General features: G+C 64.0%; 11 protein-coding genes. 3 read left to right on the forward strand and 8 right to left on the reverse strand.

Going from position 1 to position 14,703, the window contains the following annotated elements; translation table 11 throughout:
• Positions 1–121 precede the first annotated feature (121 nt).
• Entirely contained in the window at positions 122–703 is a 582-nt protein-coding gene (locus tag B1790_RS31350; protein WP_142271607.1) for a Pycsar system effector family protein, read from the reverse strand.
• Positions 700–1,623: a hypothetical protein gene (locus B1790_RS31355; protein WP_079927191.1), complete on the reverse strand. Its 924-nt coding sequence runs from the start codon at positions 1,621–1,623 to the stop codon at positions 700–702. Before B1790_RS31355 ends, B1790_RS31350 begins: the two co-directional genes overlap by 4 nt.
• Positions 1,624–1,811: 188 nt before the next feature.
• Between B1790_RS31355 and B1790_RS31360 the strand changes: the two genes are divergently transcribed.
• Positions 1,812–2,507, forward strand: coding sequence for an adenylate/guanylate cyclase domain-containing protein (locus tag B1790_RS31360; protein ID WP_079927192.1), 696 nt, complete (start codon positions 1,812–1,814; stop codon positions 2,505–2,507).
• 105 nt (positions 2,508–2,612) lie between these two features.
• Here B1790_RS31360 and B1790_RS31365 read toward each other — a convergent pair whose 3' ends face one another.
• The 5 genes from B1790_RS31365 to B1790_RS31385 are packed head-to-tail and all read right to left on the reverse strand — an operon-like array spanning position 2,613 to position 10,212.
• A complete protein-coding gene (locus B1790_RS31365; RefSeq protein ID WP_142271608.1) occupies positions 2,613–3,650 on the reverse strand; it encodes a Wadjet anti-phage system protein JetD domain-containing protein in 1,038 nt (345 codons plus the stop codon).
• Entirely contained in the window at positions 3,640–3,975 is a 336-nt protein-coding gene (locus B1790_RS31370; RefSeq protein WP_079927195.1) for a hypothetical protein, read from the reverse strand. Before B1790_RS31370 ends, B1790_RS31365 begins: the two co-directional genes overlap by 11 nt.
• A complete protein-coding gene (locus tag B1790_RS31375) occupies positions 3,960–7,955 on the reverse strand; it encodes a hypothetical protein (RefSeq protein WP_142271609.1) in 3,996 nt (1,331 codons plus the stop codon). The genes B1790_RS31370 and B1790_RS31375 overlap by 16 nt, the downstream gene beginning before the upstream one ends.
• Positions 7,956–7,993: 38 nt before the next feature.
• Positions 7,994–8,731: a hypothetical protein gene (locus tag B1790_RS31380; protein ID WP_079927197.1), complete on the reverse strand. Its 738-nt coding sequence runs from the start codon at positions 8,729–8,731 to the stop codon at positions 7,994–7,996.
• Positions 8,728–10,212: a lipopolysaccharide assembly protein LapB gene (locus B1790_RS31385; RefSeq protein WP_079927198.1), complete on the reverse strand. Its 1,485-nt coding sequence runs from the start codon at positions 10,210–10,212 to the stop codon at positions 8,728–8,730. The genes B1790_RS31380 and B1790_RS31385 overlap by 4 nt, the downstream gene beginning before the upstream one ends.
• A 603-nt stretch (positions 10,213–10,815) precedes the next feature.
• Between B1790_RS31385 and B1790_RS31390 the strand changes: the two genes are divergently transcribed.
• Entirely contained in the window at positions 10,816–11,652 is an 837-nt protein-coding gene (locus tag B1790_RS31390) for a hypothetical protein (protein ID WP_079927199.1), read from the forward strand.
• A 238-nt stretch (positions 11,653–11,890) separates the two neighbouring features.
• Complete coding sequence (locus B1790_RS31395; RefSeq protein WP_158083901.1) at positions 11,891–14,173, forward strand: zinc-ribbon domain-containing protein; 2,283 nt, start codon at positions 11,891–11,893, stop codon at positions 14,171–14,173.
• Positions 14,174–14,227: 54 nt separating this feature from the next.
• Here B1790_RS31395 and B1790_RS31400 read toward each other — a convergent pair whose 3' ends face one another.
• Complete coding sequence (locus tag B1790_RS31400; protein ID WP_079927202.1) at positions 14,228–14,602, reverse strand: PH domain-containing protein; 375 nt, start codon at positions 14,600–14,602, stop codon at positions 14,228–14,230.
• Between the last annotated feature and the right edge of the window lie 101 nt (positions 14,603–14,703).

Genomic DNA, 14,703 nt, shown 5'->3' on the forward strand with positions numbered 1-14,703 from the left:
GCCAGGTTGCGCATGAATTCCGGTCGCGAGCATGATCTTTGGCGACAAAGCGTTACTGGGTGTTAGCGAAGACAAGTGAGAGCCCCTAAGTTTGGTCTGTCTTGCAACTCTGCGATTGCGGTCAGAGCTTTTGGGCGATTACACCAGCCAGCGCCACAAGCCCGAGAAGGCCAAGTACGAGAAAGCGAATCGCCCATTCGGCACATCTAAATTTTCGCTGTGCCACAACAGAATTGGCGTGCACTTGGTGGCCGATATGACGCACAAGATCGTCAGGTGTAGTTGTAAGGGTATGCAGCACAGCCGCGTAGCTTGGTGCGTCACCTTTGAACCCGCGCGCAATGTCGTGAAAGAACAGCGGGTTAATCAGTTCGTCGGCGGCCTTCTTCGATCGCTTAAGCCGCAAACGGGGGAACAGGCCCGCGACTGCTGCGCCTGCGGCGCAGAGGACACCAACAAAGCAAATGACGGCGCTCATATTGAACCAGATACTTCGGTGGACATCGTTCTTGACCAGGTTGAATAGCACGCCGCCCGTCACCCCCGCGCCAGCGAGTGTCGTCGCAAGCTTGGTCTCACTGTGCCGAAGCCATTCGTTTACTAGCGTCAGCGCCTTCCACGCGTGATCGGGGTTTGTCGCAGCTGGCTCAGGTGGTTGGACTCCAGACACGTCATCAATCTTTGACCGTCCTCGCAGTTTCATGGGGCGAGTCCACGGCGACGAGCTTGGATAGCTGTGCGCCCAGTCCTCGCCTTCGCTCGGATCGCGTCACGCATCTGGCTGAGCCGGAGCGCGGTTCGCAGTGCGTCGACATCATCGCGGCGACGACTTCCGGCGAGGACTGCGGCACAGTATTCCTCGCCGTGAGTAGAGCACCAGCGGGAGGTTAAGACTCGGCCCTGAGCCTCAGGATCACCTTCCGGCAGCCTCTCAATCTCGGTGTCGGCCCAGATATCAAGGCTAGGTCCGGTCCCGCATGGACAGCTAATGGCGACGTAATCGATCTTTTCTGCAACGTCCCACACAGTGCCAGTGACGACGAGTTGCTCGGCGTCTGCGCCCTGGGCTGCCTTAGCCGCATAGTTCACTGCCTTTCCTGCCCACACTGGCTCCTGCTGAGCGGGATTGCGCGGTGTACCGATACGTTTCGCAAGCAGCGGACTGCTTGCGATCCCAACTTTGAACCCGGTGTCGGGCAGGTCGGGCCATTTTTTCTGTAATCGCTCCGTCATACCGGAACCGAACGTCTGTATCGTAATGCCCGCGCACAGCGCGCGCTCGTACCGCAGACTGCCCCAAAAAAGAGCGAAGGCTCCGTCACCCTGAATTGCCAAGAAGTCTGCGTTGAATTCGTCGAAAGTTTTGACCACTCCTCCTGTGCTCGCCTGGTAGATGCTGGCGGTGGAAGCAGCCCACTTTCCCGTTCCCAACTTCGTCGAGTTCTTGAGGTCAGCGACGACCGCGACCGCGTCGTCGAGTTTGTGCCACCGGCGAGCCGTAATCGGCAAACCCTCGACGTTGAGGCTGTCTCCCTTCGCGACCACCTCCGGGGTCGACGACAACTCCGTCTTGACCTCATCGTCGAGCTCCTCAAGCAGTGTGCCGAGTTCGAAATTGCCCATCCAGATACCAGCCCTCCCGCGAATCGCTGTGTTCGAAACAGGCTAACGGCAACGTCTGACACAATCCGGTCGGATCAAGACCATTATTCGTATCGCTGTCCGATCCTGAGAGCTGGCGGGCAGCAGCTCCTGTTAGGTGATGGACGGCCGGATGGTGGAACGGGCTTGAACAGTTAGGGGCGGAGAAGATGAGTTTGCAAGAAGAATTAGAGACTTACGTTGATGAATTTTTCACAGCCAGCTGGAAACGGCGAGCGGGAGAACAGGTGCCCGATCAGGAGGACGTCGCGCTTGGCAACGAGGCCGTCGAACTGGAGGCCACTGTGCTGTACGCAGATCTTGCGGGCTCAACGAAGATGGTCAAGGAAAGGTACGACTGGGTAGCTGCAAGTGTCTACAAGTCGTACCTCTATTGCGCCGCAAAACTCATTCGCGCCAACGGCGGCAGCATCACTGCATATGACGGTGATCGGGTAATGGGAGTCTTCATCGGCGGATCGAAGAACAGTAGCGCAGCTATCTGTGGGCTTAACATCAACCACGCAGCATCCGAAATTGTGATGGGTCGCTACGCGAAGAAATGGCCGGACACAACGTTTAGCCTTAAGCAGCGGGTTGGAATCGATACTTCGAAGCTATTCGTTGCGCGAACGGGAATTCGGGGAACGAACGACCTTGTGGGGGTGGGTAACGCTGCAAACAACGCGGCCAAAATGGCGGCGCTCGACCCAAAATACCCCACATACATCACGGCGGACGTGTACACAAAGCTAAATGAGTCGGCGAAGCTGAGCAATAAAGACCGCAGCAATATGTGGACCGACTTGGGCTCTTCGGACATGGGATACACGATCTATGGTTCCACCTGGTGGCGGTCACCATAGTCGCGCTTTCGTGGCCGTCGACGAGCCCGGCTCTGCCGAGCCGCGAAACAACGCTAGACTACGGTGCCCTCGATGCTGGCGATGCCCCCTTGGCTACCGCAACCGTCAGAACCATTGCGCGAGCTGCGTATTGGCGAGCACCTCGCGACCTACCGTTTCCTGAACGATTCGCTTCCGCGCGGCGAGTACCCCGACGATGGCGTCGGCTAGGTCCGTGTGTAGCCACTTGTAGATCCACACGGCCAGCGTGGGATCAGGATTGCGGGTGTTCTTGTCTCTGCGCTGGACGCCCATATCGAGAGTGAGTTGGTACAGGCCGCTCGCTGCGAGCAGCGGCGGCAGTCCGAGCACGGCGGCTCGAGTGGCCGCCGTGCGGGCGATCCGGAAGCCTCCAACGTCGATGTCGCCGAAGTAATACAGCCGAGGCGGCCGGGCGGGTTCGGCGGCCAGTGCGGCAAGCCGGGTGGCGACTCCGTTGCCGGAGCCCCAGATGATATGGCCGTCGAACCCCAGGTCCCTCGCGCGGCGGCCCAACGAGTGGTAGGTGGTGTAGTTCTCCAAGATGAGCCAGTCGCCGGCCCCGTAGGTGAAGCGTTCCACGGTGGGCCAGCAGAGATAGGTTTGCAACAGATCCAAGGTCAGCCGCCCCGGTCCGAATAGTGGACCGGAAACCCTTGTCTCCAGGAGTTTCTCGTCGCCGAAGATCTCAAGTGAGCGTTCTCTCAGGGGCACCGAGATACCGCGGCGCCGCGAGAGCCAGGTATTGATGGACGTCAAGAATCGCTGATCCGATCCCGTCAGCTTCCCCTCATCGAACAAGGCTGCAGCCCAACGAAGGTTGGCGTGCCACACCGGCGCGGTCGTCACGACTCGCGTCGCGCGGGCGGTGGCGGCCCGCGTCACGTACAGCGGCAACGCCGGCACGGCGGTGGTGTCCCGTTTCGTCCTGGGGAGTGTGACGCGGCCGCTGCCCTCGAGGTGGTCGATTGCCGCTTTGATTCGGGCTCGCCAGCCAACGGTAACTGCGCCCGTACGGTCGACTGCTGCACCGGCTTTGAGAAGTACGGGCAGAGGGACGCGGCGAGTCCTATGGGCGTCGATGGCGTTCCACAGCGCCTCGGCCAACATCGTTTCAGGGTTCACGGCGCACCGAGGAGACCGCGTCAAGGACTTGGCGTGAGGTTTCGTCGTCGGCGGTTACGTAGGCGCGGCCGGCGCGGGTGGTCGAGGGACGTTTGTGCATGGCCGCGATCCGCGGGAATGTGGTGACCGCTCCGAGGTCACCGATCCCTGTCCAGTAAACGAGTTGCACACCATTGGCTTTCGCGACTTTGCGCTGCAATTCCAGGAAGGGAAGGTAGTTGGCCTTGCCAACCGGGTTGTCCAACGGCAGGACCCCGCCCGACGAGGTAATCCGGTCCTCGGTGCGTTTCTCCGCCCGCAGCCGCGCCATCACGCAGAACAGCACCAACGACGCCGTGAGATTCTCACCCCCCCCGACCACTTGCGCATGTCGCCCACCGGTGTGCGCGTCCTGGACTGCTCAGGTGAGGGTTTGAGGACGGTGGCCTTGAAGCCCTCGGGCACCGACGCGTCCGTGGCCCGCCACAGCAGTTCGGCGGGGTCTTGTTCGACGGCGCGACCGCTGACCATGGTGTCTATGAGATCGCCCACGCGCAGAGCGACCTGCTCGCGGGTGGGGTGGTTGCGCGGTGAGACGTCCAGGAACCGTTGGTGATCCCATTCCCCGATGCCCTCGGGCATCTCCGAGAGCGCCGATGCACGCCGCAACACCGTCAGGGCGTCCACCACTAAATCGGTCATCTTGTTGCCGATATTGGCCTTGGTCTCCTCGACCTGCTTGAGCTGTTCGCCGATCTGCGTGGCGCGCAGCCGAAGGTCGTCGGCTAGGGTTTCGGCGTTCTCGGCGACGCGTCTAATTCGGGACTTGTCGCGCAGCATCTCCCTTAGCCGGCGCACCGCCTGGCCATGTTCATCCTCGGCGAGGTGGACGAACCGGTCGGCACTGGCCCACTGGCCGAGCTCGTCGGCGGACGATTCGAACTCCTCGACAGCCGCGGCGTGCAGATCGCCTGCGTACTCGAAGTCTTTGTGCACAGCGGTCACGATCGCCCGCACGGCCTCGTAATCGGCTGGCAACACCAGATCGACCGGTTCGGATGAGGCGTGCACCTTGTCCAGCCGGGACGCCTGATCGACGAGGGTCCTCGAACGGGCCGTCTGCGCGGCCAGGGTTGCCTCGTCGGCCTTGAATTCCTGTTCACGGCGCCACCGCTGCCCTTCGAAATCTACGGCGGTGGCGTTCGTTTCGGCGGCGAGACTCTCGGCGTGGGGCCGGTCTGTCGGCTCAACGGGATCGAGGTCCTTGCGACCGTGCCGACTCTCGAGGTTGCGCACGGCGTCCTTCAAGACCAGTTCGGCGGCGGAAAGGTCGGACTTGGCCGCGCCGTGCGCCATGTTGGCCTGCGTGGCAGTCGTTGCGGCACGTTGCCGGGCCGCAGCCCGGGATCCTTCATTGGCGGCGTCGGTGGACGCGGCAAGTTCAAGGGCTCGCACCCGAACCGGCTCAAGGTGGCTTTCCCACTGACGCGCCGCGCCCTGAACTTCGCGTTCCGCCTCTTTGACCGCGAAGCGCAGCACCTCTTCGGGGAACTGTTGATGCAGTTGCTGTTCGGCCGCATCCCGGGCGGCCCGCGCCTCCGGCTGTGACAGTTCGCAGGGTTGTGGCGGCGGCAGGGCTTCCAGCTCAGCGCGCCAGTTGATTCGGTTCCGATCCACCTCCCCGCGGTGGACCAGTACGTCTGCTCTGGCGGCTTCGGCGGTCTTACGTTGTTCCCGGGCGCGGGCCAGGTGTTCGTTGGCAGCGGCGAATTCGACCGGGATCTGTTCGAGTCGCTGTTGGGAGGGCACGACGACGTCGAGTTCGGTCACCGCGAGATCGGCAACGTTCGGCAATGCCTCTTCTGCCTTTACCGCGCGCGCCCGCTCCTGGAAAAGGAGATCGGCGATCGCTTTGACCTCCTCGTCGAGGTCACCGCACAGCATTTTCGTGGCGGCGGCACGGTCGCGAGCCACCTGCAGGGTGACAGTGCTGGTGTGTACGCGCGCGCGCAGGCCATCCATGCCGTCGGCTGGCACATCCTGCGCGAAACCCGAGATCTTCGACAGCAGGGCGTCATCGGACCGCCGCAGGGCGTCCACGGCGTCGCGACGCTCGACGGTCTGACCAAATGTCTCGGTCCGGGTGCTCAATTCCATTGCCGCCGCGCCAATGTCATACATCGCCGCGGCCGGGCCGAGGATGAACTGCGGTGCAGGGTGTCCTTCGAACACGCTGGCCGGAGACAGCACCACCACGTCGTCGACGGGGGTACGGATTTGGTGTGCCACTTCAGCCAGATCGTCGGTGTGCACGATCACGCCGTCCACGACGGCGGGCAACTCGGCGATGACTTTTGCGTGTTGATCAGGGTCGATGTGCTGGGCGAGGTAGCGCCAGCCCGGTACGGCGGTGACACTGGCCGCAGCCAGTTCATCGACGATCTGCTGCACCCGCAGGCGCGGAGGCAACAGCCCGTCGGTCTTCAACGAGTGCAACGCCCGCTCGCTGGCGGCGATGCCCTGGTTGAGTTCGAACATCTCCCGCTCGGCGTCTGCGCGCGCGTGTTCCAAAGCCGCTATCAGGTCGGCTGATTCACTCTCCAGGTCAACGTCACCGGTCTGCATGAGGGCCCGCACCCGTGGATCATCGGCCAGCGCCGACGCCCGACCCGCCAGGGCCCCTAGTTGACCCTCGAGTTGCCGATTGTCCAGATCGGCGACCGTCGCCGCCTGATGCTCTTCCTCGTAACGCGCCGCTGCGGCTTCGGCGTCGGCTTCCTTCTCTCCTTGGTGGCGCTGCAGTCGCTCTACAGCGGTATGCGCCTCGCCGATGGTCGCGCTCAGTCGGAGTTCGGCGGCGGCCAACGTTTCCCCGGCAGCCAAGACATCGCGATCGACGAGCCGCTGACGGCTCTTCTCGAACTTCGCGATGTCGGTGCGAATGGTCTGTTGCTCAGTGTCGAGGAGCATGCGGCGTTGTTGCGCAGACTCGAAGGCCTCTTCAGCATCGTCGATCACGCCTTCGTATTCGGAGATGTATTCGTCGTACTCATCGATCTCCAGTCCGGCCAGGGTCACATCGGCGTCGATCGCTGCGGCCAGGTGCGCGCGGGCAGCGCGTACGCGGTCCTGCAGCGGCTTGGCCGCCTGCGTCTTCGCCTCCAGCGCGGCCTGCTTCTCGAAGAGGTCGGCTCGCCTGGTAATCAACTCGGTGTGCTGTTCGACGGCCTGCCAAGCATTCTCGGTGAGCTCTGCGGTTACAGCCATTGTTCGCGCCTGCTCGGCCTTAGACCGCGCGGCGGCGACGCCGAACTCGGCAGCCTTCATCAGATAGTGCAGGCCGCGGCCGCGCTGCAGGTCGATCTCGCTGCGGATGGTGCGCAACGCGTCCTCAATGATCCCCTTGCGAATGTCGGCTTGCGCGGCGAGATCTGCAGCCACCGCGCTGGCATCGAGCAGGGCCCGTTTGTGCCGGCTGGCGCGTAGCCGTTCATCCTCGAGGGTGCGCACGGCGTCGTCGCGGTTCGTGCGTTTGGCACCGAGGGTCAGCACCCGGGCTTGCGCGTCGTCACAGAACTCTTTCTCCGCCAGATACATCGGACGTTTGGCGATCTCGGCGGCGGTGTCCTTGAGCAGGTCCCGTACGGGTTCGATTTGTTCGTGGTTGCCGACGAACCGCAGGAGGTATCTGACGAACTTGCCAGGTGAGTCGATCTCGGCGAAGAGGCCGTCGATGCCGCCCTCGGCGGCGTTGACGAGAAGAAAGTACTCGAACAGTCCTGGGTCGAAGCGGCGTTCCCGCAGCGCGGCGTGCCACTCACCGATGGTCTGATTGACCACCACGGCATTGACGCCTTGAACTGCCAGCCCGCTGATGTGACTACAGAAGCGTTCGCGATCAAAACCACCGCCGGTGCGGAAGGTGAAGGGCAGCGTGTCCAGGGTGGCGCCGTCGATGTCGGGGTCGGGGCTGATGCACCACCAACTCCTTCGCAGACGGTCCTTGCCGCCGCGGCTGTTGTAGTCGACAGGCCTTGTGCGGCCGTCCCATTCGTACACCGCGCCGGTGAGCAGCAGCTGCCCGTCCGGGCCGACCCATTCAGCAACCACATGAGCGGTGTCGCCGCTGAGGATCAGGTCCTCTAACGATCGATTCTTGGTCTTGTGTGCCAGGAAGTCACGGCGCCCGGGGCGAATCAAGGCCAGCAACAACGACAACATCGTGGTCTTTCCTGCCCCGTTGCGCAGCCACACGATGGTATCGGTGGGATCGCCGGCGACGTCGGTCAACTCCACCATCAGATCGGCAAATCGGTTGTCGCTCACGCCAACCGAGTCCAGATACATCCGCCGCAAACGAAACATCAGCTGCCCACCGACCTGCCGGCGGCATCGCTGACTTCGGCGATCAACACCTCCGCGACCTCCGCCAGACCGATTCGGAAGCGGTCATTGAGCACGAATGCCTCACCGGAGGCATCGTCCAACGCCGGTTCACGCCGCGCGCGGCCTTGCGCGGTCAAAAAGGTCAGGGTTGCGTCGACGTACCAGCGGTGGCATTCCCGGCCGACCCGCCCGTGGTCGGTGAGCAGCACCTGTGGAAGGTCGTGCCAGGCGCGGGCTGCCGCACCGAGCTGACCCTCGGCCTCCCCGGAATCGGCGTCCAGACCGATGAGCCCCTTGATGCGCTGTTCGAGGAACCGCTCGATGTCCAACGCCCGCACCGGCCGGTTCGCCGAGTCGATCAACGTCTCCCCGTTGGGGTAGGCGTAGGTGATCAAACCGAGCAGGACCAGCCCGAAGCACCGCCGATCCCGCAGACGCTGTTCCCCACTCTTACGCACCGGAAGCCCAGAATTGTCCAGCGTCACCGCGAACGGTGAATCGACCTGGCCCGACACCAGCAGACCCAACTGAGGGCTGACCTGGTGCACCTCCAACCCCAGACCCTCGGCCACCCGGTCGACCAACTCGGCGAATGGAAGATCTACCTGGAACCTGTCCAGCAGATCGCGATACAGACTTCCCGGCGTCGGACGATCCCTGGGAGACAACGCATGCCGGATCAGCCGCGCGGCTGCCGAAACGTCGGCGTGGTTCACGACGTCCTCACCGTCCCGAGATCCAAGGCATCCAGGGCGGCGGATCGCGCCAACGTCAGATCCGGACCGCGGTAACGGTCATCGGCGAGGACGTGATCATCGGCGACCGCAACGAGTGTGGAGACTGCGGCCGCCAGGTCGGCGCTGCCGGGCTCATCATCATGGGCACGATCCTCACCAGCGACGAACACCCACAGCGCCGCACCCCACAGCACGTCCAACAAACGATCCGGATCTTCCACCTCCCCGGCCCGTGACCGCGCTACACCGAGCAACTCCGACACTCGAGTCGGGCGCTCGCCGGCCACCGATAGAACGTCTGCCGCGCAGCGGGCGATGTCCTGCGGGATCGAGTCTCCTGGCGGCTCACCGAGTTCACCGGGATCGTCGACCTCGGGGGGACGGCGATCGTAACTCGTCGGTACCCGAAACAGCAGGTCGGTGAGATCGCCCAACCCCCAACACACCGGCGTCGGCGGCGCCACCACACCCTTTACCAACACACCAACCGCTGCGGCGAAGCGGTCATCGGCTGCAGCAAGACCCGGCTCGAAGACATCACGGGCCATGTCAATCGTAGAGGCGAGACCGCGCGGACGGAACCGCTGCGTGTTCTGCGCCTCGAGGAACACCGGGATTGCCGACAGAACGAACCGCTCCAGCCGGGTCCACACATCTCCTCCGATGCGGACCTCATCGGAGATCTTGCGGCACGCCTCCGCCGCGGCCGGATCATCACCCGCCTGGTTGGCCAGGGCGGTGAGTTGCCGGTCCCGGTCGATCTGCAGCCGTATCTGACCACGCACCTCACCAAGCCACTTCGGCATCTCGCCGTGCCAGTCGACGGTGCCGACATCGCGCTGCGTGTCGGCCAACCGTTCCCGCAGACTTGCCGAGAGCCCTCGCGCGGTTCGGGTGGCCTGCCGCGCCGAGTCCAGCGCCTTGTCGAACTCGCCGGCCTGCATCTGTATCTCGACCAACAGCTTCAACGCCAACGCCCGGTCGGCGAGATCGGTGTTCAGGGCCTGCAGATACAGCAGAATGGCCTCATCGGTCGCGGTGACCGCGGCACCGGACTCACTGTCCACCATCCGCAGCAAGCGGAACCGGAAGACGTCCGCAGCTACCCCATCGCCCGTCCCGTCGACCTCCAGCCACGTCACCTCATGAGGACGACCGTCATTGAACACCGCACTGAACACCAAGCGCGCGACCTTCACGAACGGACGACTGGGATCGTCCGGGTTCATCCGCCGCGCCACCTGCGTCAGATGATCGGTCACCGAATCTAGACTGACCGACCCCTCCAGGCTGGCCTGATTGTGGACGATGTAGTCGATGAGCCGCAGCGCCAGCTGCGCCAAGTCATAGCTGCGATGATCGATGTCCGCGCGCGGCGCGGCCCGGTTCAGCAACTCAAACACCGGACCCAGCAACTGCAGCGTCTTCCACCGATCCTTCAGATCAGCGCTGTTCGCCATCGGAATCCCCCACCATGTACCCCTTGGCAGAAGACGGTAGAGCATATGTCCGACACCATTGAGGTAACGCCGAAGTCGTGATCGTTAGCTAGCTAGCGACCACTCGCCCTCGCCCGGAACGTGCCCTGTGTCGTGACAGGCCATTCCGCTCGCCGGACAACAACGGTTCAAGCGGCACCGCTCACCGCCGCAACGAAAGCCATGCGCCGAGATGTCATCTCGGGCTACGTCTATCCAGCTCCCGGCAGGTTACGTCTGGAACCACAGTTCGCCTTCCCGACTGGGCGGGCACGCTGCGGTTGGTAGGCAGTGGAGGGATGTGCGCCGCGTCATCGACACCGCTTGGCCGCTCACCTCGCGTTCCCCGCGGTCGGTCGGTGCGAGACGATAGTTGTGTGGCGAAGAAGGCACGAGATTTGCGGACGAAACGGCACATCAAGGTCGACGACGCGGCGGCGGTGATCGCAGCGTTCCAGTGGTGGGCCAACCAACCGCCAACGCGCAACCCAGGAACACAGTGGGCTCAAGACGTGGCCGAGATGATCTTCGCGAAGTGGTCCGACAGCCCCGTCGTTCTGCGGGTCGACGGCGAGTTCGCCGTTGATGAACGCAAACACCGACGTGGAGCTGGTGCCCGATTGGTTGACGCGGTTCCCATTCGACACCGTCGCCTACAGCCTCGCCACCCCATTGTCATTGCACGACGGCCGTCGCATGTGTCATTACCTCGGAATGGTGGTGGCCGGGACGGTCAGCGAGTATCGGCACGTGGGCGATTCGGAGCCAACGCCGTCGCCGGGCAAGTTGAAACTTCGGGGGTCTGACGGTCGCGGCGTGTTCACCTCGTACACCAAGATCCCTGCGGCGCAAGGGGTGCGGTGCATGTGGGTGTATCAGGAGGAGGGCGATCCGAGCCCGCAGCTGCAGAGCGTGACATTCCCACTTCGCGGTGATCTGGCCGTGACAACGCTCGCCGATCTGATCGAGGCACAGATTGAAGGCGCGCACGACGCGGGAAACTCCGACGGCGAGGAATTGCCTGTTCTCATCCCCCTGTCGTTGTCACTGCTCCTGTACTCGGCGGCGGGAGACCCCGAAATCGACTGGCCGCCCCCGGAGCAGATCTCTCGACCTCAGCAGATCAGCCGCGCCCAGATCGGCAACCTGGGCTGGCGAACCGGTGCGTCGCTGCGGCAGTACCGACGGCAGGTAGGCGAGCAAAAGGGCGACGTGGGCATCGCCGGGTGGAGACTCCCGCCACACATCCGGATCGCTCATTGGCATCGGGTCCGCGTCGCCGAGCGAGATGAGAACGGCAACGTCATCGGAGACCGGCTGGGCGTCGAAGGCATCGATTGGCACTACGAACTGCGCTGGTATCCACCAACCCCAGTGAATGCCGACGGCGGCGCCGCCCCAGCCGTCCGCGACCTGAACTAACCAGATGCTGCGCAACTTTCGCGTGTAGTTCGGCGCGGCAGCTGCGGCGCCAACTCCTTCAAGAGACCGCCGATAACACCCGATTATGTCGCGCGTAGCTCACCACGCTGCTGACGCCGCCGACCGGTGTCGGAGCAGACTGTCATGATGCTTGCGGGGAGGGAGCTGACAATTGACTTCGGACCACACCGTTGACGCAGAACCAACACCGAAGAGCCTGCTGGCAAGGTTTCCGCTGGTGGCAGCTGAGTGGCATCCGACGTTGAACGGTGATCGTGACACGGATTCCGTAACCCCCGGCGCCAAGCTGAAGGCGTTCTGGCTATGCCCGGCCTGTGGTCACGTCTGGCAGGCCCGGGTGTCCAGTCGCACTCACGGCCACGGCTGCCCCGCATGTGCCCGCTGCGAAACCGGGCGGCTGAAGAGCCTCCCCCAGCCGGGCGGTTCGCTGGCAGAGCGGTTCCCCGACGTGGCCGCCGAATGGCATCCCAGCCTCAACGGGGACCTCACTCCCGAAACGGTCGGCTACGCCAGCAACAAGAAGGTCTGGTGGCTCTGCGGAAGCTGCGGTCATGAGTGGCAGATCTGGGTCGCCAGTCGCAGCGGCGGCAGTTCGTGCCGCAAGTGCGCGCACGCCACGTTGCGCAAGCCGAAGCCTGGCGGTTCGTTGGCCGAGCGCAACCCTGCGGTTGCCGCGGAGTGGCATCCCACGCTTAACGGCGAACTCACGCCCACCGACGTGGCGTTCTCGGCGAAACGGAAGGCGTGGTGGCGATGCCCTGGCTGCGAAAACGAGTGGGAGGCCTCGGTGGGCAATCGTGCCGTCGGCGCTGGCTGCCCCAGATGCAGTCGCCGAGGACGCCGCGCTCATGCCGCGACACCCAAGACGCACGACACAGGCAACGGTCATTCGCCCACGGACAACCCGCAGGCCTCACCGCTGGAAGATTCCGAGCGGGCACTGCCTCCCCCGCAAGTGCCAACTGGCACCGCCTTGTCGGAACGCTATCCCGAGGTCGCAGCGCAATGGCATCCCGTCCAGAACGGAGCACTGCACCCGGCCGAATTTCGCTGGGCAAGCAACGTCCGTGCGTGGTGGCTCTGCCCGACATGCGGACACGAATGGTCGGCGATCATCATCAGCCGGACACGTGGGGGTTCGGGCTGCCCGAAGTGCGGGCGGCGCCGCGCCGGCGCGGCGCTGGGGGCACCCAAGCCCGGCCAGTCGCTGGCCGAGCGCCTGCCTGAACTCGCCGCGCACTGGCACCCCACCCGAAACGGAGAACTCACCCCGGCCACGGTCACCGCGAAGAGCGGCAAGCGCGCCTGGTGGTTGTGCCCCGACTGCGGCAACGAGTGGGAAGCGCAAATCGGTAGTCGCGCTTCGGGTTCCGGTTGCAAGGAGTGCGCGACCCAGCAGTCGGCAGGTGCCTATGCGAAGCCGAGGTCAGGACAATCGCTGGCCGAGCAGGACGACGAGCTCACCAGCCAATGGCACCCCACCCGCAATGGCGACCTCACCCCAGCCGATGTCACGGGCAACAGCGGCAGGAAGGCGTGGTGGTTGTGCGCCCGGGGCCACGAATGGCAGTCCATGATCAACAACCGCACCAAGGCGCGAGGCTGCCCGAAGTGCATCCTGTGGGGCACTAGCGCCGAGGAGATCCGCTTACGCCACGAACTCACTGCGGCCGGGGCGCCCATCGAGGTCGAGCACACGGTCATCCGACCGCCCAAGGGCAGACCACTGAACTGCGACATGGTCATCCCCGCGTGGAACGTCGTGATCGAATTCGACGGCAACAGATTTCACAAAACCCCCGAGGGTCGCGAGAAGGACCGACGGAAGACGGCCGCATTGTCCGCGGTGGGGTGGACGGTCATCCGCGTGCGAGAGAAGCTAGAACCAATCGGTCCGTGGGACGTCGTCGTGCCGAAGTTCTCCTCAGAAGTCCTCCGCGCCAAGGCCGTTCTCACGATGCTCGACCAACTGGGTCACCGCGCCGCACGCCACGATGACTACCTCGCCACCGACGCGGCGTGGGCCACCACGATGGCCGAGGACGAGATCCGACGACCCCGTGCCCGCTCGCTGGCCTCGGAGTTACCGACTTTGGCCGCCGAGTGGGACTACGTGAAGAACGCCCCGCTGACACCTGAGCACGTGACCGTCGGCAGCGGACAGAGGGCGTGGTGGCTCTGCCAGGTGTGCGGCAACGGTTGGCACACGGTGATCGGCAGCCGCGCAACGGGTGTCGGATGCCCGGCGTGCGGGCGCGCATCCAGCCTTCGGGCCAGACGGACACCCAAGCCGGGGAACTCCATCGCCGATCGTCACCCCGACATCGCCGCCGAATGGCACCCCACCTTGGACGGTGACCTGACTCCCGCCTCAGTGGCAAACGCCAGCAGCAAGAAGGTCTGGTGGGTGTGTTCCATGTGTAGCGTCGAGTGGGAGGCCGTCGTTGCGAAACGGACGACGCGTGGCACCGGCTGTCCCAACCGCTGCCATCGGCGCTGACGACAGATCTGAACGGAACGGCGCTAAACATACGGCTGCGAGACGAATAGCGGGCTAGAGGACGTAGTCGCCGATGAGTTTCCCGATGGTGCGGATGTCGATCTGGCCCTTGAAGTCCAGGCGCACCTTTCCCAGGCCGGAGAACCACAGCTCGAGTTCGGCGTCGAAGTCGAAGCGTCCGGCCGTTTCGATGCTCCACGCCTGAATCTTCGTGTACGGCAGAGACGAATAGTCCCGCTTCTTCCCCGTCAACCCCTGCACGTTGATCGCGATTAGTCGTTTGTTGGTGAAGACCACGGAGTCGCGCATTCCCTTGAAGCTGAGGTGCACGCGTTCACCGTCGACCAAGATCGGTGCCAACTCGGCGGCGATCGGCGCGGGGTCGCTGGGCCCGAGCTTGACGAAGACGCCGTTCTGAAAGTCAATCATGACCGCGACGTTAACCTGCCGCCTGCGATGTCATCGGGGGTTCGCGCCTACAACGGAACCCGACCTGATCTCCATACCAGGGGTACTTCGCCCGGATGACG

Source organism: Mycobacterium sp. AT1, from assembly GCF_002043095.1.
GTDB lineage: Bacteria > Actinomycetota > Actinomycetes > Mycobacteriales > Mycobacteriaceae > Mycobacterium.